This is a genomic window from Fulvivirga ulvae, assembly GCF_021389975.1.
GTDB lineage: Bacteria > Bacteroidota > Bacteroidia > Cytophagales > Cyclobacteriaceae > Fulvivirga > Fulvivirga ulvae.
Genome location: NZ_CP089981.1, coordinates 860,631 through 887,118, shown reverse-complemented (window position 1 = coordinate 887,118; position 26,488 = coordinate 860,631). Strand labels below are relative to the sequence as shown.

Genomic DNA, 26,488 nt, shown 5'->3' with positions numbered 1-26,488 from the left:
ATTTCAAAAATTAACTCTAAAGGTTGAGCCTTTGTCTACCTCGCTGTCTACGCAAATATGTCCCCCCATAGCTTCCACATGCGTTTTGGTTATGTAAAGACCGACACCTTTGGCTTCAGGATTGTCATGAAAGGTTTTGTTTAGCCGGAAAAGCTTACTCCCATGTTTGCTCAGGTCAATGCCAAGTCCATTATCAGTGATTGTTAATGTGATCCCATCAGGAGACGTTTCTGTTTTAACATGGATCTTAGGAGACCGGCAATGCGCTCTGTATTTGATAGCATTGGTGAGCAAATTAAGAAATATGCTTTCGAGATAATTTTTGTTGTAACTAATGACCGGAGCTGTTGAAAAATCGCAGGTTATAATGGCATCACTCTCAGTTATCTGTGCAGTGATAATCTCCAGAGTCTTATTATATACATGCTGAAATTCTATAATTTCTGTTTCCCGGCTGTTCACCTCATCATTTTTCAATGTTTCTATTAAGGTATTCAGCGTGGAGGAAAGGTGTTGGATCACCGTTTTAAATTTTTCAAATATCTGTTTCCTTTCCTCTTTGGATTCCGCCAAATTGTATAGGTGCAACAGTGAAGAAAGGTTGCCCACGGGAGACCGTAGGTTGTGAGAAGTAATATGGGCGAAGTTGGCCAGTTGGGCATTTTGTTCGGTCAGTCTTTCGGTGAGCACTTCCAGGTTAGCTTTAGCTTCAAGAAGCTTTTTCTGATTTTCCACGCGTTCTGTTATATCTGTGGCTATGCCCAGAAAACCTGTAATGACATTGTTATCATTTTTAATAGCTGTTACCACCAACTGAACTTTAATTTTCGATCCGTTTTGTCTAATGTAGGTCCATTCACGGGATTCTGATTGCCCTTGTTTGGCATACTCTACAAAAACATCGAAGCCTGTAACCTTCTTTTGCAGCAATGCGGAAAGTTCTTGTTCTCTTTTAGTTATCTCCTTTTTGTCGTGAAAGATAATCGGAGTTTCTTTTTTTATTATGTCTTCTGCACGATAACCCAACAGATTTTCGGCACCTTTATTGAAATGCATGATTTTTCCGTTGAGATCCGTGCTGATGATGGATACTTCTGTGGTAGCATCCATAATAGTTTTTAAATTGGCAAGAAGTGTTCTTACCTGGTTTTCGGCCACTTTCCGGGAGGTGATATCATAGCTTATACCAAGCAAACCATTAATTTTGCCTGTATTATCGCGGAGTGGAACTTTTGAAAACATAAACCAGGTAGTGGTATTATCATTTTTGACATGGCGACATTCCATATTTTTCAGAGATTCTCCGGTTCTAAACACATATTGATCTTCTTCTATGGACTGGCTGGCTGAGTCAGCGGAAAATAGATCAAAGTCATTTTTACCCAATATATCTTCTTCTTCAAGTCCCAGGTATTCACATTCACTTTTATTGACCAGCGTTTTTCTCGATTGCAGGTCTTTTGTGTAAACATTCAGCGGTATATTATCGATTATGGCTCTTAAAAGTTTCCTTTCTTCATGAATGATCTGCTCATTTTTTTTCTTTTCATTAATGTCCTGAAAAACACCATACAGTCGCTGGCATTTGTTGCGGATGAATTCAGGTTGCCCTATAACCCTTGCCCAGAGATTGTTGCCTCTTTCTGTAACCAGCTCCAGCTCCAGATCATATGAGGTACCATTGCTGATGGCTTCTGATACAGCTTTTTCTATTCTTGCTCTGTTTTCTCCTTTTTTGAAAAATTTAAAAATATAGACATAGTCCATTTTGAAGCTTTCAGACATTTCAAGAATCTCACCGGTCATCCTGTTCCACGCCATATGACCTGTATCAAGGTCAATCTCCCAGGTGCCTATTCGTGCCATTTCACTGGCTTTATCCAGTATGTTCTCTATTCTTCTTTTACCAAACTCCTTTTCCTTGATTTCTGTTATGTCAGATGTATACATAAGCAACCCTCCGATAGTGTTTTTTGAAGTGTACCAGGGGCGCACATCCCAGGTGATCCATTGTACGGAGCCATCGGCTCTTACGAAGCTGGCTTCTTCACAGGTATTTACTGCACCATGAAGGCATTCCCGATGTATTTTTTTCCATTCTTCGCCTATTTCAGGGAAAACGTCGTAGTGAGAAAGCCCGGTTAAGTCGGCGTATTTAATGTCGTAATCGTTTAACCATTGCCGCGATGCGGCAATATATCTCATATTACGATCAAACATGGCAATGGCATGGGGTGCTTCCTCAATGATAATCTTATACCTTTTTTCAAGGTTACGGAGATCTGCTGTCAGCTGCTCTGCAGTTTTGTAATCCCGCTCATTGTTTTGCAGGTCGTCTATAAATAATACTTTTAATACCAGCCAAAAAGCAATGAGCAATGCTATAGCCAAAACATAAATGACAGGTTCCGGAGTCTCTGAGCCGGTTGTGGCGTTTTGGTTATATGAAAGCACAATCAGTATTGCAGTAACTATCAATACAAACAATGCCAGGGTCGGGATGTTATTTTTTCGGGCCATTGCAATATTTTTATAAGCCTGAGTTGGTTATTGCATTCGGCTCTTATTTTTTAGGTTTAGGCGTTAATAGTGTGGTTCTAGCATCTAACAATATACAAATCTTAATCCGATAAGTAAATCCAACACTTCATTTATTTAACTACATTTTTATTACATAAATATTACGTCACTTGGTTATTTAACGCCGACTTGGTTAATATTAAGGTATGAGTCAGAAATTGAGTGCAGTTGCCGAGTTAGCCGTTAAATATGTAAATACTACCCAAAGGCATGTTTTTCTTACGGGTAAGGCCGGAAGCGGCAAGACTACTTTGCTGAGATACCTTGTGGAGAAAACTTATAAGGCCGCGGTGGTGGCTGCTCCTACGGGTATTGCTGCTATCAATGCAGGGGGAGTTACTTTGCACTCACTGCTTCAGCTACCGTTCGGTACATTTATGCCGGAGGAGTTTTCTCCGGGCGGACGGGAGCTAAGCGAAAAGCTGAACACACCCAAATCGGTTATTGCTCAACTTCAGATGGGGAGTACCAAACGTAAACTTTTACGTGAGATTGAGCTTCTGATCATAGATGAGGTGAGTATGCTTAGAGCGGACTTGCTTGATTGTATAGATTTGATCCTGAGGCACATAAGAAAAAGGAGAGAGGTGCCTTTCGGTGGTGTGCAGGTTCTTTTTATCGGCGACCTTAACCAATTGCCCCCTGTTGTCAAGAATTCAGAATGGCCACTTCTTTCAAAATATTATAAAAGCGCTTACTTCTTTGATTCCAGGGTATTGCAAACTTACCCTCCCGTTTATATTGAGTTGGACAAGATCTACAGACAATCCGATCCTGAGTTTCTGGATATACTCAATAGGCTAAGAGATAATAAGCTGCTGATTGATGATGTGAAAATTTTAAATACATATTACAGGAATGATGCAAGTGATCAGGCAGAAGGGTATATCCATATAACCACACACAACAGGAAGGCTGATCTCATCAATGAGCGTGAACTGGAAAAACTGGAAAGCAAGTCTGCTATATATAAGGCTAAAATAACAGGAGATTTTCCCGAAAATATGTACCCGCTGTCAGATAGTATTGAGCTAAAAGGGGGAGCCCAGGTGATGTTTGTTAAAAATGATCCAAGCGGAGAAGGGCAGTACTATAATGGAAAGATTGGGAAGGTAGTATCACTGGAACATAATGGCATCACTGTAGAACTTGATGGTGAACATAATCTCGTGGAGGTAAAAACATACCTATGGGAAAATAAAAGATACAAGCTTCGTGCGGACACAGGCCAGGTGGAGGAAAGTGTCATTGGTACTTATGAGCAATATCCAATCAAGCTGGCCTGGGCTATTACGGTGCATAAAAGCCAGGGACTTACATTTGAAAAAGCCATTCTGGATTTGTCTGAGTCCTTCGCTCCCGGGCAGATGTACGTGGCACTTTCAAGGCTGACTTCGTTGCAAGGGCTGGTGTTATCAGCACCTGTTCCCCATAGTGGCATTGATACCGATACGGCGCTTCGCGGTTTCGTAAGCCGCAAAAAGGCCGTGGATGATCTTCATAAAGAGTTGAAACAGGATCGGGAAAAATTCTTGCTGGATTATACCCAAACGTCTTTTGATTTCACAAATATTCTTACGGAATTAACCAATCACCTGAAAGGCTTTGACAAGGATGAGAGCAGGTCAGCGAAGCAAAAGTATAAGGAATGGACAACAGAGGTATTAGATGAGGTCAGGCGGCTTCAGGAGGTATCTGGAAAGTTTATCAGACAGCTGGCGAGGATCTTTAGTGAAGCCGGGGAAGATTATTTGCAAAGTATTTATGAGCGTGTGCAAAAGGCAAATAATTATTTCCGGCCTTTATTGCAGTCTCTTTCGCAGAAGGTGAAGGAGCATAAGAAAAAGGTGAGCATTCAAAAGCAGGTAAAGGGTTACTCCGGGGAGCTGAAGGAGATCGAGGCGTTGTTTGACAGGAAAGAACTGCAGATCAGGAAAGTAGAATTACTGATTTTTAATGCCCTTGAAAACAAAATACTTACCAAAGAAGACCTTAAGTCATCCGGGTTTTATAAACGCTCACCCGATAAAACGATCAAAGAGCAGAAAGTACCAACAAAGGAGATAACCTACAACCTCTACCAAGAAGGAAAGGGTGTGGAAGAGATAGCTGAGATCAGGGGTCTTACTCAAGGAACTATAGAAGGGCATTTGTGTACTTATGTGATCAGTGGAGAAATAAAAGCTGCCGATCTTATGGATAATGAAAAAATGGAGAATATACTTACCGTAATGAAAACACTGGGTACCACCTCGTCCGGAGAAATCAAAAGTAAGCTGGGTGATGAATATGAGTATAGTGAGATCCGAATAGCACTTGCCCATTATGAGGCTATGGAAAAGGCCGCCTCAGCAGGTAACAATGCCCAGGGTTAGTTTATTGTCATTACTACTTAACCGAGCGGAAATATTGTTCTGCTACGTTCAAATTGTTATTTTCGCATCCGTAATAATTTGTCAGCATTAATACACTTCCTGTAATGTCCTATACACCTGTTTTACTTGACGGAAAGGCTTTGTCTAAAGAGATTGAAGAAAGTCTGAAAAAACGTGTTGCCAATATCATCCGGCAGACCGGCGTAGTACCGGTACTGGCTACTGTACTTGTGGGCAACGACCCCTCTTCAGAAGTGTATGTAAAAATGAAAGGCAATGCCTGCGAAAGGGTAGGGATGAAGTCTTTAAGGATTCATTTGCCCGAAGAGACCACTACTGCGCAGTTATTGGCTACTATTGATCAGCTAAATAATGATAAAGCTGTTTGTGGTATTCTGCTACAGCATCCGGTGCCATCACACATCAATGAGCGTGCATGTTTTGACCGCATCACTGCAGATAAGGATGTAGATGGGGTCACCTGTAATGGTTTTGGCCGGATGGCCATGAATGAGCCGGCATTTGGTAGCGCCACTCCGGCGGGTATAATAAAGCTCATTAAACACTACAACCTGCCAGTAGAAGGAAAACATGCTGTAGTGGTAGGCAGAAGCCCGATACTGGGAAAGCCAGTGGCGATGATGCTGTTGAATGAAAATGCAACGGTAACTATATGCCATTCAAAAACTGAGTGTCTTGCTGAAATTGTAAAACGTGCCGATATCGTTGTAGGCGCTGTGGGCAAACCGGAGTTTATAAAAGCTGACTGGATTAAAGACAATGCCATTGTTATCGATGCAGGTTACCATGCGGGGGGTATTGGTGACATTGAGATCAACGAAGTTAAAGACAGGACATTGGCCTACACACCGGTACCAGGCGGAGTTGGTCCGATGACCATAGCCACATTGATCATGCAAAATGTGGAGTCTGCTGAGATGCAACTGTTGAGGAGAGCCATGTATCAGTCCGATACGGAAAAAGAAACAGAAGAAATTACTGAAGCACCTGCGCTACTTTAATGTAAATTAAGTCGATATTTTGTTGAACGTGCCACATCAGGAGGTCTACCTGTCATGAGAACACGTTAATTCAGCGCCAGGCTCAGCAATCCTTCACTGGCTGTAAGCTCCTTATCTTTTAACGCAGCCGGGTTGATTTTAAAACGCAGTTTATTGCCAATGACCAGGAAACTGATCATAGCCCCCTTTTTGATCAGATCGTTTTCAGTTACAATAAGTATGTTTTGTTGGCGGTAGTTATTGAGCACTTCAGTTAAGGTTCTGGAATGTTTGTTATTGAGGTAGATAAGCTGGTGGCCGTCAGCTTCTGTTACAGAATAGATAAGTTTGACATCGATAGGTTTTCCCTTGATGGTTTTATCAGCAAGTTTCTGGCTGATTACTTTATGCATTTCGGCATCGTCAAAAATGGCAATGGTAAAAGTGTCAAATTGTTGTGGCCAGGAAGTGTACTTGGCAAAATTGTAAATATATATGGCTTGCAGCTCGTTATAGGATGACTCCTGAGCCCTTACGTGATGTTGGGCTAAAAGCAATATTGTGAAGGCCAATACATATTTACAACGTCTGTTCATGCACTATGTCTATTTTAATCCTCTACCTCAGTTGTGTTGGGCAGCTCACATAACTGCCAGTAATGGTTTAGTATGGAAACAGCATTAACAAAACCTTCAAAAGACAATGGTTTAAGAACATATCCTGCCACATTGAGGTTATACGCAGCTATTTTGTCGCTATCTTCATTAGATGTTGTCATTACAAAAACAGTTGTAGGTTTTAACGCAGGGTCTTTTCTAAGTTCAGTCAGGAATTCTATTCCCCCCATGCGGGGCATATTTATATCGAGCAATACGATCCGTGGGGCCGGCACAAAGTTGTCAGGGTCTTTTCCTGATAGCATATGAAGGGCCTCCAAGCCATTTTTTGCCACATAAAGCGGGTTATTGATACTATTTTTTTTAAATGATCTCTTAACGTTCATGATATCAACCTCATCATCCTCAACCAACAATACATTTATTAAATTTCCCATGTGTTCTAATTTGATGTAGTGAACATTAGACCAGATCCTTTTTTAATTTCCCTAGGCCAGGTAAAAATGAATCTCGCTCCTTTATCCTCTTCAGATTCTACTTTAATATGGCCTCCTACTTCTTCAACACTCTTTTTAACGATCGATAAGCCTATTCCTGTCCCTTCTACCTGATCACGAGCTTCCAGGGTTTGAAAAATTGTGAAGATCTTGTCATGATAAGCAGGGCTTATACCCATACCGTTGTCCTCAACGATAAACCGGAAGTAATCACTGTTACCGTTTACACCTATACTAATCAATCCGGCTGCTTTATTGTTATATTTTATGGCGTTCCCGATCAAATTGCTAAAGACCTGCTGTAGCAATATTTTCTTTGTGTAGAAAACGGGCATGCCAGACTGTATGTTAATTTTTATTCGAGCGGGTGGTTGATGCAGGTCAATAATGTCGCTTATCAGTTTTTGGGTGTCAACATTTTCCTGTGAAACATCTTTTCGGCCGATTTTTGAATATTCCAAAAGGCCATTGATTAGGGCCTCCAACCTGAAAACACGGCCTCTTAATGTTTGCAGGTTAGTCTTGACATCCTCGGGAATGTTATTCCCCAGATCTTCTTCTATCCATTCGGATAATTTAAATATTGCACGTAATGGTGCTTTAAGGTCATGCGAAACCACATAAGAAAATTGATTAAGCTCCCGGTTCTGCTTTTTGAGCAAGTTGGAATGACTAATCAGTTCGTTTTGAGATTCTTCCAGAATATCCAACATATGGTTAAAAGCTTCACCTACTTTACCAATCTCATCATTGCTTTTCACACGAACCCGGGTATTTTTCAGACCGCTTGAAATTGAGTCAATGGCGAAGTCCAGTTTACGAATATTTTCCGTGATCAGGCTTCCGATAATTACAGCCAGGACGACACCCGCTGTAAATAGGGCAATACAGAAGTATAGCGTTGTGATCCGCAGCTGGTTGATACTGGTATAGACACCTTCCAGTGAATATCCGATGACCAATGTGCCCAGGTTTTGCCCTAGATAACTGATATGGGATTTTTGATATAAGAGATGATCCTTGTTTTCAATAGGTATGCCATATGGTCCCTGCAGGATGTTTTCAGGTAGGATCTTTTGCCCCGGGTTATATGAAGTGATTTCCATACCTTCCTGGTCTATGGCTGAAATATAGAATACAGCACTGTCATGCCGGGTCCACTCCATAGCCTCTGATACTGCAACCAGGTCCATTTCACCCATACCAATACCTACACCAATTGAAAAAAGGTTGGATATACTTTCAATTTTTGAGTGTGCAGCTTTAATAGCAATCTTTTTCTGCTGGTCAGGGTAATAGGAATAAATAAATATAGAAACAATGGCTATCAAGAGCACTTGTCCCATTATTATTTTTACCCTTATAGGTAAATCGTTTAGTTTGAAAAATCGGGTGGCCATCATGATCTGTTTAAAATAATCGTTTTGGGCTCCTCTTGTTCCTCCGAAGTCCTATCGACAGAAAACGGTGGAATCTGTTTAAAGTCATTTTAATTCAAACTACAAAGTAACGATCCTAACATGTATTTTTGTAGTTTATTTGGCTTTCTAAACTACATAGGAAAGTCTTTTCTCAATATTTTAAATACAGCGTAAAAACCATACGAGAATCTCTTGCAACTTCTCAGGAAAACTCGCACCGGACGTCTCGGGGAATACCCTGAGATTAATTAACTGAACCCAAGAAACGTTCTTTTCCTACTTGTAATATGAACAAAGTTTTATGATGTAAGTTTTCAATAAGTTTATGCGGATGTATCTATTATTTATGTGTCATCAGTCATAGCCTTACGGACTGGTGGTGCCTCAATGGACCGGAATGAATGGTTGGAATATCTTTCCGGTCACTGAGGTCTTTCATGGTGCTTTATTTAACCACGTGATCCAAACAAAAAATCCGGATCAAATTTTATGATAACTTAACGTTGAAGTGTACTGGTAAAGCCAGACGTTAATTGCACAATTCTTATTTATTGACGAGTTGAAGATATTCAAAAAAACATGGAATGTCAATTTTACTGTAATACAGGCTCAAAAATGAACGCTTAGTGCTGCAAAACTATGTAAAGTCTTTTGCATATTTCCAAGTGCTTTATTGATAAATCAAGAGAAGGCGGATATTCTTACATTTTGATTTTTGACATAAATGCCCCCAGGGAGGGTTGCTTCCGGCTATAGCATTGCTGAATGATTGACAAACCCGGATATTCGGATAAAAAAATTACACAAGGTAAAAAAACAGCTATTTGGACTATTTATGAACAAATGGTTTCATGCGCTGGATATGAACTTAACAACCAGCAAGAATATTTGGTTAAAAAATGATGGGTGATTTCAGTATAAGAGGCTGAATAAAAAAGGCCGGAAGGATAATAATATCCATTCCGGCCATGGGAAACTACACTATACACTTATTTTATTTACTTGCCAGCTCAATATCGCTGATGAGATAAGGCTGAATAGCCTTGCGAATAAGTTGTCTGGCATTTTCTGAATTGTATTCTTTACTGCTCAGCTCATCGCCAAGGGAGAATAGTCTTTGAAACAATAGTTTATCTTCTACCTTGGATTTGAAGGACAGCTCTTTCCTTGTGTTGAACAGCTCATCCCATACAGCTCTTACATCAGCCCAATATTGCTCATTCTCTTTCCACCATTTTTTGGCCACCTGGCATTGCTCATCGCTGACCTTTTTATACGTGTTAAGACCTTTTTCCTGGGCAAGGATCACATCCTTATCGCTTTCTCTGATAACCTTGTCGTTGTCCTGCTCGTGAATCCAGCCTTCGGCAGTAAGCTCATGCCTGTTCCTTCTTTTCATCACATTGTAGTCGCTACGTTTGGTGTGCTCTCTTCTTGGCAGGGGCGCATCGGCAGTATTTTCCCAATAGTGTCGCCCGTCTGTATGAATCCATGTAGCAGAGCCCTCATAACGGGGCTCGTCGTCTACCTGGTACACCTTTTGCGTCCATTGTCCTTTTACCTGCTCTTTAGGTAATGTTACAGGCTTCCATGTCTTATCCTTGTAGTAGGTATACAGCTCAGTATTTTCATAGAGCCAGTCCTGCCTCCAGTGTTTGATGATCATAGTATCGCCAACGATTAACAGGTGTTGAAGCACAATTTTGTCATTGCTCTCTTCAGCAGCAGTCACCCACTCCAGGCCTCCTGTTTTGTAGTTGTCATGAAATTCGTAATCCTTTTCAGAGGCAAAAGTTTCCGCAAAGTTGAATGTTACCTCATAGCAGCCACACATTGATTTAATAGCCTCAATATCCTGCTGTTTCTTCTTTTTCTGTGCATAGGTATTTGCTACGATAAATACCATGCTTAGTATTAATAATTTTCTCATGATTATATGGTTAGTTTAATAGGCAAATGATTTTGAAAGTGCTGTATTTTACAGCTCCGCCAGCCCCTGATATTCATTTATGCCTTACTGAACGAGCTCGAAGGTAAATTCAGGGTAACCTCTTTCACCAGTAGTACTTGTAAGTCGGTTAAATTTCAGTTTGAAAACGTTGCCCTCCGCGTCAGTAAGTACAAAGTACCTGTCTGTATATAGCGATGGCGCTGTGCCTGGCCCACCACCGTTGCGCCATGAAGAGCCCACTGCATTAATTGCAGTATCGAAATTTAGTCCACTCACATGACTGGCTGAGAACTCTTCAAATGATGTTTCAGTGTTCATTACCATAGCGACTGATACACTGTTACGGTTAATGATGAGATAATCTTTGAAGCCATAGGGTATTGCCGGGCCACCTGTAGAGTAGCGCACTGAGTAATAGCCATACATGATATCCCATTGTGCCTTTAACGGTTCCACAGTTGCAGCTCCATTATCAAGGTCAATGAAATTGAAATTGTAGTTATCATCCTTTACCACATCCAGAGTATTAAAATCAGTGGAAGAGATATCTGCATATTGCAATATATAGTTATCACCATTTCTCAATACACGAATCTTTTTCCAGTTACGTTGATCCCCATCTCTTTTGATTATATATACTTTATTGTCCGTATCCAGTGAAGAAACCTCGCCTATGGCTGTATTCTCAAGACTGCCGTCAGTAGCATCAATCCAGCTTGCAGCTCCAACGGATGGGTCATACTGAGGTACCGTCATCTCAGCTCCAAAGCCAAGAGTGTCTGCAGAAGTGACTGCCGTAAGGTCATTTTTATCAAGAGCGCGGGCCATAACAGTTGCACTGCTATTGAGGATAACATAGAATTCTCCGGCTTCAGTGTAAAAGCCTAGATCCCAGGTATATTTGTTTACAGTATTTTGAGTAAGCTTGCTGAGGTCCACAAAGGCCTGGTTGGGAAATTCTTCTCCGCCTCCATTCAGCTCTATTGTGCCACTTTTTGCTACAAAGTTTTCTGAAAACGTAACAGATAAGGTGTTATTGTTGCCAATTTGAAGTAAGGCATCATCAGAAGATTGAAGCTCAAAGGTGATGGTAATGTCCTGCTCTATGTTTAATCCCGTGCCTGCTGAAACACTAAAGGTAACGCTTTCGTCGCCAAGGCTGAAAGGTAGCACCAGCGTACCATTGCTCATTACCGGGGTAGTGTAGAAATCAGCTTCTGTACCATAAGTAAGACTGCCACTTTCTGTAAGTGCGAGGGTAAGGTTACCATCGGCACTGGCAGGGCGTGAGAAAGTCAGGCTTATCTCGCTGCTGGCATTGGTAGAACTTATACTGGCCTCAGTATTGGTGAAATTAACAGCTACCGGGGTAGTAGAGTCTTCATCGTCGCTGCACGCAGCAAACAGAAGAGCTATGATACCCAAAAAAAGAAACTTATTTAGTCTGAGTTTTATCATATTCATTTTATTTATCATTTGTTTTTATAGTATAATTTAACTGTAAGAAATACGATCGGCCGTAGGAGACAGGACTTTGCCCGTTGGCAGATGAGTTATGCGCATCAGTCGGATAGTTATTATTTACCGATGTGATATCTAGTGCATTGCGCACACCTGTGGTTGCTGTTAACCCCTTTCCAAAATCTTTGTTAACGGTGAAGTCGAGCCATTGAAAACCATCCATTTTCAGGAGCTCCGGCTTGGTAGTGCCATCGTCTTGTGTTGTAAGCGTATAGTTTTCGCGCTTGCCGGTATATTTATAAAAGCAGGCCAGCGTAATGCCGGGCTTTTCAAAGCTGTAACTAACATTCGCATTTAACTCGGGCGAGTATAGAAACTGAGGTACATCCGTATCGCTTAGCTCATTAAGGCTTTGGTAACGCCCGGTATGGTTATAGCCAAGGTTTACCAGCAGGCTCTTAGTCTTCCATTGACCTTGCCATTGTAGGCCTAGGGTTTTGTACCGCGAAATGTTGGTATAGGTAGTTGGTTGATTTATGCCCGATGGTGTAAAATAGGTTATGCGGTTGTCGATATCATTGAAAAAGGCCGACAGGCTCAGGTTAAAAAAGTTTTTGCCGGAAGTAAGTATATGGTTGATGTCCATATTTAAATTATTCGAGTGTTCGGCTTCCAGGTCTTCATTACCAAGTATGTTATGGTTGGCGTCTATAAACTCATGATACAACTCTCTCAGCGAAGGGGCACGAAAACCCCGGCCATAGCCGAGTCGCAGGGTTGTATTTGAAGAAATACCGTATCTGAGGTTTAAAGAAGGTGTTACCGGTGCCTCATATACACTATTATAGGCATACCTTATACCTGGTCTGATTTTTAGGGATTTACCCACTACCAGTTCCGCGGAAGCAAACAAACCAATATCTTTTAGTGATTTCTCTCCCTCGTTAAGTGTGGTGCCTCCGGCAAATTCGTAGTTCATGTCCATACCCAGTTGAGAGGTTCCCCATTGCCATTTCAATCCGTTGTTCCAGGTATTTCTTGTAAAAAATGTCTTATAGTAAATCTCATCCTGTTCATCCGCCGATGTCATGTCCTCATCGTCAGTGACCAGGTTTTTTATGAATTGATATGTACTACGTTTATAATCGGAATATGAGACCGCACTATTGAAAAGGCCCTTGCCCACTGCAAACTCGGCCTGTAGCTGATGTATCCAGCGATTGGCTTCGTACTCCTCATCTAAGGCAAAAGCGTCTTTTAGAGGATTATTGTCGTTGACAGGCCCTAGATTTTCAAGCAATTCATTTAAATAATCGACTTTATAAAAAATATCAAGATCATCATTGGAGAAACGGGCCAGTGCACCGGTAAAGTACTGGTTCTTGGGGTACCAACTCTTATCTCTTTCAGTACCATCACCTGTCCACCCGCCAAACTTGTTAATGCGGGCATAAAGCTGTGTATACCATGAAGAATTTATATTATAGCCCAGATCAATGGCGGGGGTATGGATTCCCTCGGAAAATAATGAATATTCGCTGCCTACGGTTTCTTCATGCAGTTGCAGGTTTGCTGTTAACTTATGTGGAGCATGCTTTTTTGTTATAATATTGATAACTCCGGCCAGCGCATCGGCTCCATAGTTAACAGACATAGGGCCTTCTACAATTTCAATTTTTTCAATGGTGCTGACGTTGATCTGGTTTATGTCGATCTCATTGGCTGTACCCGATCGGCCTGTAAGCGGGATGCCATCGAGAAGTACTTTTACATTCTGTCCTGATATACCCTGCAGAGACATACCGGAGGTGCCGGTGGCATTATCACGACTGAACCTGATATTCAATTCGTTATTAAGCACATGTTGTAAGTTAGTAGCGCCCTGCTTTTCTATCCGGCCTTTATTGATGGTTCTTACTTTGTATACCGTATTTCTGACGCTTTGGGGCTCGTATTGCCCCGTTACTACCAATTCGTTAAGCTGGACTACCGTTGGCTGCAGGGTTATGGTCTGGTTACTTTCAAGCTGGAGGGTATCAGCAAAGGGCTTATAATTAATGTGATTGATGCTGATAATGTAGGAGGATTTTGTTGTTTCACTGATTGAAACTACCCCTTTGCTATCGCTAATAAGCATGGATGATCTGGCGGGGGCGGAAGTCGTGGAAACCACAATGGTAGCGCCTTCAACAGGCATTGATGACTCACTGTCCAGGACTTTCAGTTTTTGTTGTGCAAAAACTGAAGAAATGTTTAAGCAGTTGATTGTCAGAAATGTGATTAAAGTTATGCGCATTTATTTTATTTAGATTAATTCTAAATAATGCAAAGATAGAGTATGACAAGCTATAAGCACAATACCTAATGCTAGTGAAAATGCTCACCACCCTGCTAGCGAGTGCAATCACTAGTAGTAGCTATTATTTGCCTGCTATGATGCCGTTTTCTATGGCGTATATGATCAACTGTGTTGGTGATTTCAGGTTTAGCTTCTGAAGGATATTCTTGCGATGAGAATTAATAGTATGAATGCTTAGGTTAAGCTTTTCTGCAATTCGATTGCTGCTATTGCCGTCAATAATGAGGTGCATGATCTCAATTTCACGAGGGCTCAAAGGCTCGAGGGCAGGGGAGGGCTGCTCAAGAATAACGTTAAGAATAGAAGAACAAAAAAAGCGTTGTCCGCGCGCCAGGCTTTGTATGGCGTTGACAACTTCGTCACGCTCGCACTCATAAGATATACAACCTTTTATACCCAACTTTATAATGAGATCAATATCCTGCTTGGTGTATTCTCTGGCGAGGATCAGAATAGATTCTTTAGGTACACTCTTTCCGGTTGGCTTATCTGGTTTGTTGAGGTAAGTGGTAAGGTCTACTATTGTAATTTTGGGTGTGGCGCTCACTTCCTGGTTGAAAAGGGAAAATTCCGGGTGCTCCTCAATGAGAGAAACCAATCCTGCCTTACCCAGATAGGGAATATCATTAAGCGCTATGGATACGGTAATCTGCAGTGTTTAGAATTTGTCTAAATAATTATGCAAATATAGAAGACATTTATTTATTTGGAATAATTCTAAACAGTATTAAAGAAAATATTTTATAACTCCCAGGCTTCTCGGCCTGGGAGTTATCGTGTTTTTAATAGCCCGTGCCTCCGCCAATTGTAAGGCCACCTGTGTCGAAAGTGGTGGTTGTACAACCCAGGGCACTACCGCAGCCATCATTCCAGGAGCATATTCTGGAATTTCCGATGGTAGTGGTACCGCAGCCCGCCAAGGTTTGGGGGTCACACTGAATGAGAGCAGATCGGCAACCGTCAATGTATGACGGATTAATAATGATTGCTCCGCCCTTTACGGTTTCAGCTTTTTCATTGAATTCTTCGGTGATGAAGCTTTTTACTTTAAGCTCATCAAGTTTCATCTTCTTCTTTTTCATAATAATTGGTTGGTTTAGGATTAATGGATACAAATAGACTGCCTTCGGGCCAGCCTTTCTACTGAGGTGCAAATAGATAATTTCATTATCAAACAGAAAAAGGCCCTGCCCATAAGGCAGCCGCTTATATCACAAAGCTAGTAATTGAATTAAATAAATAATTACTATAAACAAAGAAAGGGGAAAAATCCCCTGATGCAATTTGTGTTTTGCAAATACATACTTTTTTCCTGGCAGGTTATACAGTTGATGGTCAGCTTTCCCAATGAGGAGCAAACTCAGGGTCAATGAGTCTGAGTCCTTGGTTTAAACCGGATATCCGATTCATTTCTGCTTCTGACAGTTCAAAATCGAAGATATCAAAATTACTTTTCAGGTGCTCGGGATTAGCTGTTTTGGGTATGGCAACAACATTTTTTTGCTGTATTAACCATCTTAAAGTAATCTGGGTCGGCAATTTATCGTGTGTTTCAGCTATTTCTTTTATGGTTTCGCTATCTGATACCTTTCCCCGAGCAATCGGGCAGTAGGCCGTTATCATCAGTTCATTCTCAGTGGCCATTTCCAGGAGCCGGCTTTGTGCCAAAAAGGGGTGATACTCCACTTGGTTACAGAGAATATTAGCATGCTTTAGAGCCTCCGTTAAGAGTGTTGGGGTAAAGTTGCTCACCCCAATAGCTCTGATTTTGCCATCTGCCTTTAGCATTTGCATGGCTTCCAGCGTTTCCTTAACAGGTACCCCTTGTGTAGAGGGCCAGTGTATTAGCAACAGGTTAGTATATTGTGTTTGGAGTTTATCGAGGCTTTGTCTCATCGCTGCAATAACCTCGTTACCTCGTAGCTTTTCCCACGGAAGCTTGGTGGTCAAAAAGATATCATCTCTGGATATGCCTGATTGTGCGATTGCCCTGCCTATATCCTGTTCGTTGCCATAAGCATCTGCAGTATCAATATGTCTGTATCCAATGTTCAGTGCTTGTAAAACTATATTTTTGCATGTATTGCCATTGAGTCTCCAGGTACCAAGCCCGAGGGCAGGGATCTTCAGGTCTCCAAAAGTTTTTATAATCATAACATATATCCGTTTATCCAGCCGGTTTCAAGTTTTATACCACTACCGTAAAAGCACGTACCTGGGTGTTCTCTACATTTTATTTGCGATATATTGGGAACAAATCAAGTAGATTTCTCTACAGACCTATAGAACACAACAGTCTCTCAGTGCGAAGTGGTGTCTGCTTCGGGGTTTTTAGTCCCGGTGTCCAATACATACTTCCACTTCCCGCTTTTATTCTTTTTCCAGATCGTTACATAATGGCCACTCTCCGTGGTGCTTTGATGTTTTAAGGTGTACTTGCCAAAAGTATAGCCCAGGTCTCCGGAATCTGCTATTTCAGCTTTTTCAGGATACCATGTGAGCATCAGGTCGGCAGGTACTTTAGCATATACCTTGGCGATATCAGTTATACCCTTTAGCGGAAGCTGATCATTTTGCATGATAATGGCATTGCTATCCGCATAAGCAATAAATGCAGTACCTACGCCTTCTTGCCGGGCCATATTGGCAAATGCAATGTCTGCATCTGCCAACTGCTGTTTGTCTGTCTCCACACCCTCTGAACAACACACCCATAACAAAGCCATGAATGTGATGAGAACGTGTTTACTGAAGGTTTTCATAATTTTTTTCAATATGTGTGCTGTAGTACCCTATGGGATCGTTGGTGTTGGCAAATTCGTCCCAGACCTCCTGTGGTATAATTGTGTAAACTTCTCGGCTGCCATCTTTGAGGTCCACAATCATATATCCGGTCTTTCCGTCACAGGAGTAAAAGAATGCTGCTTTTGGACTATGATATCGGGAAATTTTTATGGATTGAGTAAACCTGAAAGTAGATTTCTCTATGGCATTTATTGCATTGGTGGGTGAGTCAAATTTTTCAGGCAGCTCATGGCAATTTGTATTGGAAGGTTCCATTTCAAAGTTGTGCTCTACTTGCGCCTGCATGCAGATACTAATGAGCAGTAAGAAAATAGTAATTGCAATGTACTTCATACTACTAATGTAAATATTTGAAAGCTTTTGCCGCCCACCCGCTTAACGTGATTTTATAACCATTTTAACCAATAAAGGTTTATTCTTTTTTGTCAAAAGCTTCTATTGAAATGGTAGATTTTACAATCTCCCTTATCATCAGGTCCAGGTTGTCGGTGGTAGTTTTTAGGTGTTTTAGTAGTTCTTTATTGAATGTGCTGTTCAGGTCTTTAAGATCAAGCATAGACATGATGCCCATGATACTAGCCACCGGGCCACGCATTTTATGGGATTGTTTCCAGGCAATTTCTTCCAGTAGCCGGTTGTGTTTTTCAATGGTAAATTGATGTAACTTTCTTTCAGTAATGTCACGGCCATAACATCCTACACCAAAAACTTCTGATTGCTGATTCTTAATAGGGTTGAAGCTTACTTCGAGGTATTTTGTAGGACTGTCAGGTATTCGGGCTTCATATTCCAGGCTATGAGCCACACCATTCAGGGCTTTTTGGTAGTAACTTATCCATTCAGCTTTAACGGATTCTTCAAGGCCGTCGATTATAATACTTCCACCTACTTTAATGCCACCCGGATTAAATTTTTTCATGATCGTTTTCATTGCATTGTTGGCAGTAAGTACTACCAGCTCCTTGTCAACGGACCATATCAGGTCATCGGTATTATTAATAAGTGCGTCCAGTTTCATTTGTTCGTTAAATATCTCCTCCTTCATTTTTTTTGCCCTGGTAATATCCTGTATATAAACGGAAAGACCTTCTTCAGAAGGATAAACCGAAACGGAAAACCACATGTTCATTTCTCCAAGAAACTCTTCAAATTTGAAGAGTTTCTTGGTTTTCATAGCTTCTTCATACCTGGGGGATATCTTATTGGCAAACTTGCCGGGTAAAACTGTCCATACATTTTTTCCAAGCAGCTGCTCTTTGGGTGTTCCAAATAATTGCTCAAATATCTTGTTGACATATATGAAGTTCCAGTTTTCATCAACAGCAAAAAAACCATCTGTAATGCTGTCCAATATGGTGTTTATACGGTCGGAATAAGCTTTCAATTGCCAGGTCAGTGCTTCGTTTTTTTGCTCATGTTTCATGCTACTGTCAACATCTACAGCTACCACGAGCCTGGTTTTTTTACCTTCAAATGATGTATCGTGTGAATAAATATGTACATAAAACTCTTGCCCCGAAGCTTTTTTATGTACCCATACACCACTGTCTATAACACCCTCTTCCTTTTGTTTACTGCGAACCATTTCCTGTAGTTTAACCAGGTCGCTTTCAGGCCGGATATCTTTTATGGTCATTGCTAGAAATTCTTCCTTGGAATAGCCATAATTGTCTATGGCTGCCTGGTTAACCTGAAGGAATTTATACGTAGCCGGGTCGTAGATCCACATAGGATTCGGATTATCCATAAAGATACCCTGATACTCATTTTTGGTTTTGTCAATTTGCTTAAGCATGGCACTACGCTCGATGGCGTAATAAATGGATTTTTTTAGCAGGGGTATGCTATATTCCCCTTTCACTAAATGATCCTGAGCTCCCATGCTTACCATTTTCAGGCCTGTTACAGGGGTATGGTCTGATATTACGATCATGGGTTTTTCAGGAAATACGCTAAGTATATGCTTGAAGCAAGTCAGCGCATCCGGGGCAGGCAAGTTGGTTATATATATGATCAACTTTAAGCTATACTCTTGCTGTTGACCTGAAGTAACTTGTTCTGAGGTTAAAAAAACGATCTCTGTTTCGCCTGTGGAAGCGAGTTGCTCCCTTAAATTGCTGATCTCCTCTGAACAATCCCCAATAACCATGATATTGTTACCCATATGCATAGTACAAAAAAAATAATGCCACTTTGGCTAAAGCATTAAGAAGATGTTTTAAGCTGATTGTTACAAAATCTGCACTGTTGTAAAGTGGGTAATAATGGCCACAATTACAATAAAGACACGACTCTATGTAAGAAAAAATGACAGATTACTTTTTAATAGACAGATAGTCTTCTGTACTGAATGTAATTAAAATCACCTTTTGAAGATTAAGGTTTCTTTCCAAAAAGGTGTTGATTGCGGTTAAAGCGATTTTACAGGCCCTTTCAAAAGGGAACCCGTATACACCGGTACTGATAGAGGGGAATGCAATAGAAGTAAGGCTATTTTCAACGGCTACCTCGAGGCTACGACGGTAACAACTTACCAGTAGTTCGTCCTCATTGTGAGTGCCACCTTTCCATACAGGGCCCACAGTAGAAATAACAAACCGAGCAGGTAACTCAAATCCTGGGCTTATTTTTGCCTCACCTGTATTACAACCGCCCAGTTTTTTATTAAACTCCAGAAGCTGAGGTCCTGCAGCTTTATGGATAGCGCCATCTACACCTCCGCCTCCAAGCAGTGAGTGATTGGCTGCATTTACTATAGCATCCACCTTAAGCAGGGTAATGTCGCCCTGCTCAAGCCGGATTCTGGAATCTATTTTAGAACCATGACCCTCCATAATTCAGAAATGGCCAGGGAATACCTGCAAGTATTAGTATAAGGCCTATTAAATAAAATATGAGAATAAATTTAAATTTCTTGCCATCTGTCTGGGCACGCTTAGACTTGCTATAGCCAATAGTGATAAGCACTACTGCCACCAGCATGATCAATATATGCTCTACCAGAAAGAACCTCAATACATTGCTCTTCATGGCAGAGGCGGCAAAAACTACTTTTGGGCTAGTGAAGTATAGTATCAGTCCCAGTACGAATTGTAAATGGGTGAAGATTAATGCAAACAGACCATACTTCTTATCCTTGGCTGTGAAAGGTTTGGAGCCGTTGGTTTTTCCAACTGCATTAATTATAGCAAGGATCAAAGCAATAAGTACAAACCATCTGAGGCCCGAATGTGCATGTCGTAGTATTTCCATATGAGTTGTATAAATGAATAAAACCAGCCTAAAGTTAGGCTGGTTTTATTTTCAAGACAATTATTTATAACTATTAGTTTTTCTTGTCCATTACCATTGACTCTGCCATTTTCAGCGCCTCATAGGCATTGATCAGGCCACCGCTAATGGAGAGGTCCCTGAAATCTACAAGGTCTTCCTTGCCCGGTCTGGTCACTTTCAGGTGTTCAAATTTTCTTGATGACTTTGTAATAATGTCCTTTATCTGAAAGGCTGTTAGCTCAGGGTAGTATGACATCAATAGCGCCGCTACACCTGCCGTATTAGGGGCTGCCATGCTTGTTCCGTTAAACGACTCGTAGTTGTTGTTTGGTGTGGTGGAGTAAATTTCCACTCCCGGGGCGAATACGTCAACAGTCTCTTTACCATAATTGGAAAAATTACCTACAAAATCTTCACCTTCTCCCCATGCCGAAGCACCTACTTCAAGCCAGTTTGCGGCTTTGCTTTTCGAGCCTGCATAATTTTTTGTAGGGAAATTTTTTCCATTGTCAATATCTTTTGAACTGTTACCTGCGGCATGTACCAGTAATACGCCCTTGCTCTCAGCATATTTAACCGCCTTGTCCACAGCTTCTTTTTGTGGTGAATATGATTTGCCGAAGCTCATGTTGATAATCTGAGCCCCGTTATCAACGGCATAAATAATGGCATTGGCCACATCTTTGTCTCGTTCATCTCCATCAGGAACTGCACGCACTACCATGATCTTTACATTATCAGCTATTCCCTTTATGCCCAGCTCATTATTTCGGTTTGCAGCTATAATGCCGGCAACATGCGTGCCATGGCTTGGGTCATGCCCTTTTACATTGTTATTGCCATACCCCTTCTCATATGGATCGTTATAGTTGTCGCCTACAATTGCTCTTGGGTCAAACTCAGTATTAAAAGCGAAGTTTACCTGGTTTCCAAAATGTTCGACGGCTCCGTCAAGCTCTTTGGCGATATTATCAAAATCAGCATCTTCTCCTACATTCTGATATATCATACCTATAATATTTCGCGCCGTAAGTATCACAGAATCCTGGGAGTCGATGCCCCTCAGGTCATCCAATGAAAGCTGCTCCACACCAAGATAGGCCTTAAGCAAAACATGGAACCTGACAATGTTGTCTCTGAGATTTGAGTAAAAGTTGTACTGTTGGTGGGCTTCGTCATACGTTTTTTCAAAATCTTCCTTTACTTTGATCCAGTAGTTGTACTCTTCCTTATCCTTTTTTCTGACCTTTTTAGGGTCTATATCACCATATTTCTCTTTAAGGGTTACGTAGATCCGGGTAAGCTCATAAGTATCCTGCTCTACATTTCTGCCATCCTTTCCCCCGATAAAATTCCATCCGTATTTATCATCGATGTACCCGTTATTATCATCATCAATGCCATTGTCGGCAATTTCTTTCTCGTTTACCCAGATCTTACCCTGAAGGTCTTCATGGTCTATGTCAACACCGGAATCGATCACTGCCACTGTTACGGTTTCTGATTTTTTTCCTTTTAAGATGGTATTATAAGCCTTCTCTACGCTTACTCCCTGCACTTTATCCTTGGCCGGATCCAAAATAAACCACTCTTTAGGAGGGAGCTGAGCATTTTCCTGTACCGTTCCCTGCGCCTGAATGCCTGTAAGCGAACTTGCTGTAAGCAAAATTAGCAGGAACCCTCTAACACTTCTTTTCATAAGTTACCTTTGTTGATTAATTGATATAAATAGCACCAAGATACTTGAAACGGATCACTTTAGAGTGCTGATTTCATGACTTGGGCGATCTTTAGAATTATTTTTAATGCAATACTAGATGTTTAACCTTACATCTGTGCTTGCAAACCAAACTTTTGCTGGTTTTGTTTCATAAAAGAAGCGAATTTTACACAAACACTAAATTTAAAAAGAATGATAATCTTTTTTTGTCTGGTGTCTATGGCTTTATTTTTTACAACGTTTTTCTATTTTACCATGAGGTGCCATAAAAGGTTTTCTAAAGAATAATGCCTTTTATTTAACATTAGCGCCATTTTTGTTGTTCTAAATGCTGATGCAGGTAAATAATAGCAGTTTGAATTTACTATTCTGCCATGCATCCCGTAATTTAGAAAAAAACCTCTGCAAAAAATGGTACTGGAAGATTTGCGCCTTAAAGAAAGGTTTGACTCAGTAAGGCGGCGCACGGAAGATATTTGTTCACCTTTAACTCCTGAAGATCATGTAGTACAGCCGATTGTGGATGTAAGTCCACCGAAATGGCACCTTGGGCATACTACCTGGTTTTTCGAAACTTTTATTCTCGCACCTGAAATGAAGGGGTATAAACCCTTTGATAAGAACTATAATTTTCTCTTTAACAGCTATTACGAAAGTGTAGGGGCCAGGGTAATACGTACCAACCGTGGCAATATAACGAGGCCTACCGTTAAAGAAATACTGCGCTACCGCCAATATGTAAATGAGCATATGGGTGAATTCCTTGATAACAACGAAATAAGTAAACCATTGACAGACCTGCTTGAACTGGGTATTCAGCATGAGCAGCAGCACCAGGAATTGTTATGTTATGATATAAAATATATCCTGGGCAACAATCCAATATTCCCTGTTTATTTAAATAATTCCCTCTCCGGTTTTGATAAAGCATCGCCTTCCGGTCCGGATTTTATCGAAGTTGAAAGCGGACTATACGAAATAGGCTATAATAATGAAGGCTTTTGCTTTGACAATGAATTGGGAGTGCATAAAGTTTATTTGCATGACTATGGTATAATGGACAGACTGGTCACTAATGCCGAATATCTGAATTTTGTGCTGGATATGGGGTATGAAGATTTCAGGCACTGGCTCTCTGATGGTTGGGAGTGGGTAAATAACAATAACATTAAGGCACCTGCCTACTGGTATAACATGGATGGTCAATGGTACGAATATTCGCTCAATGGAGGGCTTAAACCACTGGATCTCAATGCTCCTGTTACTCATGTAAGCTTTTTTGAGGCAGATGCTTTTGCCAAATGGCAGGGCTTGCGCCTGCCTACTGAGTTTGAATGGGAAGTGGCGTGCAGGCGACACTCCGGCGTAAATGAATTTAGCAACTTTATGGAAACGGAAAACTTTCAGCCTGTGGCCCGGAGAGGTGGCTATAATCAAATGTATGGTGATGTGTGGGAATGGACTAACAGTGCATACCTTCCGTATCCTTTTTATAAAGCACCAGAGGGTGCAGTAGGGGAATATAATGGTAAATTTATGATCAACCAAATGGTATTGAAAGGAGGGTCATGTGCTACACCTATGGATCATATTCGTGCTACTTACAGGAATTTTTTTCACCCGCATCTCAGATGGATGTTTTCAGGGATTAGACTGGCAAAAAACCAATAATAAACAATTTTTCAATGGACGACCAACTTGTGATTACCCAGTTTGCTCAAGATGTGCTTAGTGGGCTTAGCGCAACACCGAAGACCTTATCTTCCAAATATTTTTATGATGAAAACGGGGACAGGATATTTCAGGAGATCATGAACCTGGAAGAGTACTACCTGACCCGGTGTGAGTATGAGATCCTGGAAACCCATCAGCAGCAAATCCTGGACCTGTTTATCGGAGGAACTTCTAAATTTAACCTTGTGGAGTTTGGTGCCGGAGATGGCTATAAAACCAAGGTATTGCTGGAGTGCTTTTTAAATGCCAAGGTGGATTTTCGTTATCGTCCCATAGATATATCGGGCAATGTTTTGCAAATACTGGAGACTTCACTGGAAGAAGAGTTCCCCTCATTAAAAGTAGAAGGCATTCAAAACGAGTATATGAAGGCATTGCGGGAACTGGAAAATGGAGGGACCCGAAATGTAGTACTGTTTCTGGGCTCAAACATTGGTAACTTCCGGCAGTCTCAGGCGATCTCTTTTTTGAAGGGACTCTATGAAGGCCTGAATGATGGCGACCTGCTGTTCATAGGCTTTGATCTGAAAAAGGACCCGCAGGTTATTCTCAATGCCTATAATGATAAACGGGGCGTTACCAGGGATTTTAATTTCAATTTGCTGACCAGGATCAACAGGGAGCTGAAGGGCAATTTTGATTTGTCGGCATTCAGGCACTTTCCCACCTATGATCCACTTACCGGCACTACTACCAGCTACCTTATAAGTACAAAGTCACAAACGGTCGAAATTATGGATACCACTATTACATTTGATGCCTGGGAGCCAATACATATGGAAATCTCTCAGAAATATGGCATGAAAGATATCGAAAGCCTGGCCTCGCAGGTAGGGTTCGATATAGTCCGCAATTTTTACGATTCGAGACGCTACTTTGTCAATTCTGTATGGAGGAAGTGAAAATATTTTCAATTGACTTCAGCATTATCTCTGTTTATTTGTCTGTTAATCAGTGTTTTGATCTGGTTTTTTTAGCAGCGAAATATTCCTTGAAATTGACCAGTAATAACTATTGGTTATAAAATAAAACCTTATTACTTTTGAGGCCCTTTTGGGCCAATGATCATGTAAGCGCACGTGGCGGAATTGGTAGACGCGCCAGGTTGAGGGCCTGGTGGCCATTGCGGCCGTGGAGGTTCGATTCCTCTCGTGCGCACATAAACAGTCGACTGTTTTATACAGTTAAGTTCTTTTTGAAAGTATATGCCGAAGTGGTGAAACTGGTAGACACGCATGTTTCAGGGACATGTGACTTTACGGTCGTGGGGGTTCGAATCCCTTCTTCGGCACACTTTTCTTTTTAATCCCCTAATTTACACCTGTTTATATTTTTTGTTAAAGGTTTGCCCAAATCCTTGTCATTAGCGGCATTTTAACCGTTTTATACGCATCAAAAATACATCAATGTTAATTTCCATCGATAAAACCTCGTTATTATGCTTTCTAATGCTTTATTTTATATGACTTATTAAACATTAACATGAGCGTAACGATCAAAGACATTGCCCTTGCCTTGGGCATTTCCCCATCTACTGTTTCACGAGCTTTAAACGGACATCCCGATATTAGTGAGGAGACACGTAAATCGGTAAAAGATGTGGCAAAAAAGATGAATTACCATGTCAACCAAATGGCAAGCAGTCTGCGAACAAAAAAGTCATTTTCCATCGGCGTGGTGGTACCCAAAATAGCCAGTCACTTCTTTTCATCCGCACTTAGTGGTATTCAGGAAGTCGCCGTATCCAACAATTACCAGGTTTTGATCTGTCAGACCAACGAGTCTCCAACCCTGGAGAAAAAATACATTTCTTCACTTCTGTCAGCTAAAGTAGACGGTTTACTCATTTCCCTGGCCAAGGGTAGCAAGAATATTAAGCACATTCAAAGGGTAATAGAGCATAATGTACCCCTCGTACTCTTTGACCGTACCAGCGACAGTTTCAATGTACATAAAATTGAGGCCGAAGATTTTAAAGGAGCCCACAGGGCTGTTACGCATCTGATAGACTCCGGTTGTAAAAGAATAGTACACCTTTCAGGGCCTGATACGCTTGCTGCCAGCCTTAACCGCATGCGGGGCTATAAGGAAGCCCTTAAAAATAAAGGGATGGAGGTGGATGATGAACTTATCGTACCGTGCGATTTCGATCCTGAAACAGGAAGGAAGGCCCTCAAAAGGCTCCTTGATAAATATCCTGATATTGACGGAATATTTACGGTAAACGATGAATTGGGGGTAGAGTCTATACTCACGCTCAAAAGCATGGGAATAAAGGTGCCAGATCAGGTTTCTGTTGTAGGTTTCGGCGATTTCCCAATTTGCCGTATCGTAGATCCCCAGCTTAGCTCTGTAAGCCATCATCCGGACAGGATTGGTTTTGAAGCAGCAAAATGTCTGCTCGATCAGATCAAAAATAAACATAAGGAAAGCAGTAGCCGACGTGTTGTACCATCGGAGTTGGTGGTAAGGGCATCATCAGTAAGAAATTGAGCCAATTCTAAAATTTCAAAAGAAAACTGTGTTTTACCAAACTTTGAAAGTTTGCTAATGCTTGCTGTTTAGTGGGGTAGGGTGGAGTAGTAATAGAAGGAGATCAGACGTGCATAGAGTTCAAGCCATCGTTGCGCTAAACGCTTGAATCTAGATTGAAATAATAAAAACAGCATTTCTCCGCATCAGCGTGTGTTGTAA

At 41.2% G+C, this 26,488-nt stretch carries 21 protein-coding genes and 2 tRNA genes; 7 read left to right on the top strand and 16 right to left on the bottom strand.

The features are described from left to right. Window positions 1-3: 3 nt before the first annotated feature. Window positions 4-2,520, bottom strand: coding sequence for a PAS domain-containing protein (locus LVD17_RS03780; protein ID WP_233764848.1), 2,517 nt, complete (start codon window positions 2,518-2,520; stop codon window positions 4-6). A gap of 206 nt (window positions 2,521-2,726) precedes the next feature. On the opposite strand from LVD17_RS03780, the gene LVD17_RS03775 reads away from it, so the two are divergent. Both LVD17_RS03775 and LVD17_RS03770 read left to right on the top strand, forming a co-directional pair. Beyond that, on the top strand, window positions 2,727-4,955 hold the full coding sequence (locus LVD17_RS03775) for a helix-turn-helix domain-containing protein (RefSeq protein WP_233764847.1): 2,229 nt from the start codon (window positions 2,727-2,729) through the stop codon (window positions 4,953-4,955). Between the two features lie 104 nt (window positions 4,956-5,059). Next, window positions 5,060-5,977, top strand: coding sequence for a tetrahydrofolate dehydrogenase/cyclohydrolase catalytic domain-containing protein (locus LVD17_RS03770; RefSeq protein ID WP_305039604.1), 918 nt, complete (start codon window positions 5,060-5,062; stop codon window positions 5,975-5,977). A 65-nt stretch (window positions 5,978-6,042) separates the two neighbouring features. Here LVD17_RS03770 and LVD17_RS03765 read toward each other — a convergent pair whose 3' ends face one another. The 15 genes from LVD17_RS03765 to LVD17_RS03695 all read right to left on the bottom strand — a co-directional run bounded on the left by LVD17_RS03765 (window position 6,043) and on the right by LVD17_RS03695 (window position 22,039). Then, window positions 6,043-6,552, bottom strand: a complete 510-nt coding sequence (locus LVD17_RS03765) for a YfiR family protein (RefSeq protein ID WP_233764846.1) — start codon at window positions 6,550-6,552, stop codon at window positions 6,043-6,045. Window positions 6,553-6,566: 14 nt separating this feature from the next. Beyond that, window positions 6,567-7,010, bottom strand: a complete 444-nt coding sequence (locus tag LVD17_RS03760; RefSeq protein ID WP_233764844.1) for a response regulator — start codon at window positions 7,008-7,010, stop codon at window positions 6,567-6,569. Between the two features lie 5 nt (window positions 7,011-7,015). Beyond that, window positions 7,016-8,416 (bottom strand): ATP-binding protein, encoded by a 1,401-nt coding sequence (locus tag LVD17_RS03755; RefSeq protein WP_233764842.1) that lies wholly within the window; start codon window positions 8,414-8,416, stop codon window positions 7,016-7,018. A gap of 1,069 nt (window positions 8,417-9,485) precedes the next feature. Further along, a complete protein-coding gene (locus tag LVD17_RS03750; RefSeq protein WP_233764841.1) occupies window positions 9,486-10,421 on the bottom strand; it encodes a DUF6607 family protein in 936 nt (311 codons plus the stop codon). An 84-nt stretch (window positions 10,422-10,505) separates the two neighbouring features. Beyond that, entirely contained in the window at window positions 10,506-11,900 is a 1,395-nt protein-coding gene (locus LVD17_RS03745) for an HmuY family protein (protein ID WP_233764840.1), read from the bottom strand. Between the two features lie 7 nt (window positions 11,901-11,907). After that, window positions 11,908-14,199 carry a TonB-dependent receptor gene (locus tag LVD17_RS03740; RefSeq protein WP_233764839.1) on the bottom strand — a complete coding sequence of 764 codons (2,292 nt, stop codon included), beginning with the start codon at window positions 14,197-14,199 and terminating at the stop codon, window positions 11,908-11,910. A gap of 124 nt (window positions 14,200-14,323) precedes the next feature. Then, a complete protein-coding gene (locus LVD17_RS03735; RefSeq protein ID WP_233764838.1) occupies window positions 14,324-14,860 on the bottom strand; it encodes a response regulator transcription factor in 537 nt (178 codons plus the stop codon). 184 nt (window positions 14,861-15,044) lie between these two features. Further along, the gene (locus LVD17_RS03730; RefSeq protein ID WP_233764837.1) at window positions 15,045-15,344 is read right to left on the bottom strand and encodes a pinensin family lanthipeptide; all 300 of its coding nucleotides are present in this window, start codon (window positions 15,342-15,344) and stop codon (window positions 15,045-15,047) included. 253 nt (window positions 15,345-15,597) lie between these two features. Continuing rightward, entirely contained in the window at window positions 15,598-16,416 is an 819-nt protein-coding gene (locus LVD17_RS03725) for an aldo/keto reductase (protein WP_233764836.1), read from the bottom strand. A 146-nt stretch (window positions 16,417-16,562) separates the two neighbouring features. Beyond that, window positions 16,563-17,024, bottom strand: coding sequence for a YybH family protein (locus LVD17_RS03720; protein ID WP_233764835.1), 462 nt, complete (start codon window positions 17,022-17,024; stop codon window positions 16,563-16,565). Further along, window positions 17,008-17,400, bottom strand: a complete 393-nt coding sequence (locus tag LVD17_RS03715) for a KTSC domain-containing protein (RefSeq protein ID WP_233764834.1) — start codon at window positions 17,398-17,400, stop codon at window positions 17,008-17,010. The genes LVD17_RS03720 and LVD17_RS03715 overlap by 17 nt, the downstream gene beginning before the upstream one ends. 79 nt (window positions 17,401-17,479) lie before the next feature. Further along, the gene (locus tag LVD17_RS03710; RefSeq protein ID WP_233764833.1) at window positions 17,480-19,231 is read right to left on the bottom strand and encodes a PAS domain-containing response regulator; all 1,752 of its coding nucleotides are present in this window, start codon (window positions 19,229-19,231) and stop codon (window positions 17,480-17,482) included. Window positions 19,232-19,382: 151 nt separating this feature from the next. Beyond that, window positions 19,383-19,901, bottom strand: a complete 519-nt coding sequence (locus LVD17_RS03705; protein WP_233764832.1) for an O-acetyl-ADP-ribose deacetylase — start codon at window positions 19,899-19,901, stop codon at window positions 19,383-19,385. Beyond that, window positions 19,882-20,319 carry a cytochrome B gene (locus tag LVD17_RS03700; RefSeq protein WP_233764831.1) on the bottom strand — a complete coding sequence of 146 codons (438 nt, stop codon included), beginning with the start codon at window positions 20,317-20,319 and terminating at the stop codon, window positions 19,882-19,884. Before LVD17_RS03700 ends, LVD17_RS03705 begins: the two co-directional genes overlap by 20 nt. Before the next feature lie 73 nt (window positions 20,320-20,392). Then, complete coding sequence (locus tag LVD17_RS03695; protein WP_233764829.1) at window positions 20,393-22,039, bottom strand: S8 family peptidase; 1,647 nt, start codon at window positions 22,037-22,039, stop codon at window positions 20,393-20,395. 432 nt (window positions 22,040-22,471) lie between these two features. Between LVD17_RS03695 and egtB the strand changes: the two genes are divergently transcribed. From egtB to LVD17_RS03670, 5 genes are all read left to right on the top strand, one after another. Beyond that, a complete protein-coding gene (egtB, locus tag LVD17_RS03690; RefSeq protein WP_233764827.1) occupies window positions 22,472-23,731 on the top strand; it encodes an ergothioneine biosynthesis protein EgtB in 1,260 nt (419 codons plus the stop codon). 14 nt (window positions 23,732-23,745) lie between these two features. Next, window positions 23,746-24,696: an L-histidine N(alpha)-methyltransferase gene (egtD, locus tag LVD17_RS03685; protein ID WP_233764825.1), complete on the top strand. Its 951-nt coding sequence runs from the start codon at window positions 23,746-23,748 to the stop codon at window positions 24,694-24,696. A gap of 171 nt (window positions 24,697-24,867) precedes the next feature. Continuing rightward, window positions 24,868-24,952, top strand: a tRNA-Leu gene (locus LVD17_RS03680). Between the two features lie 49 nt (window positions 24,953-25,001). After that, window positions 25,002-25,085 (top strand) — tRNA-Leu (locus LVD17_RS03675). 191 nt (window positions 25,086-25,276) lie between these two features. Beyond that, window positions 25,277-26,287 (top strand): LacI family DNA-binding transcriptional regulator, encoded by a 1,011-nt coding sequence (locus LVD17_RS03670; protein ID WP_233764823.1) that lies wholly within the window; start codon window positions 25,277-25,279, stop codon window positions 26,285-26,287. The last annotated feature ends 201 nt before the right edge of the window (window positions 26,288-26,488 follow it).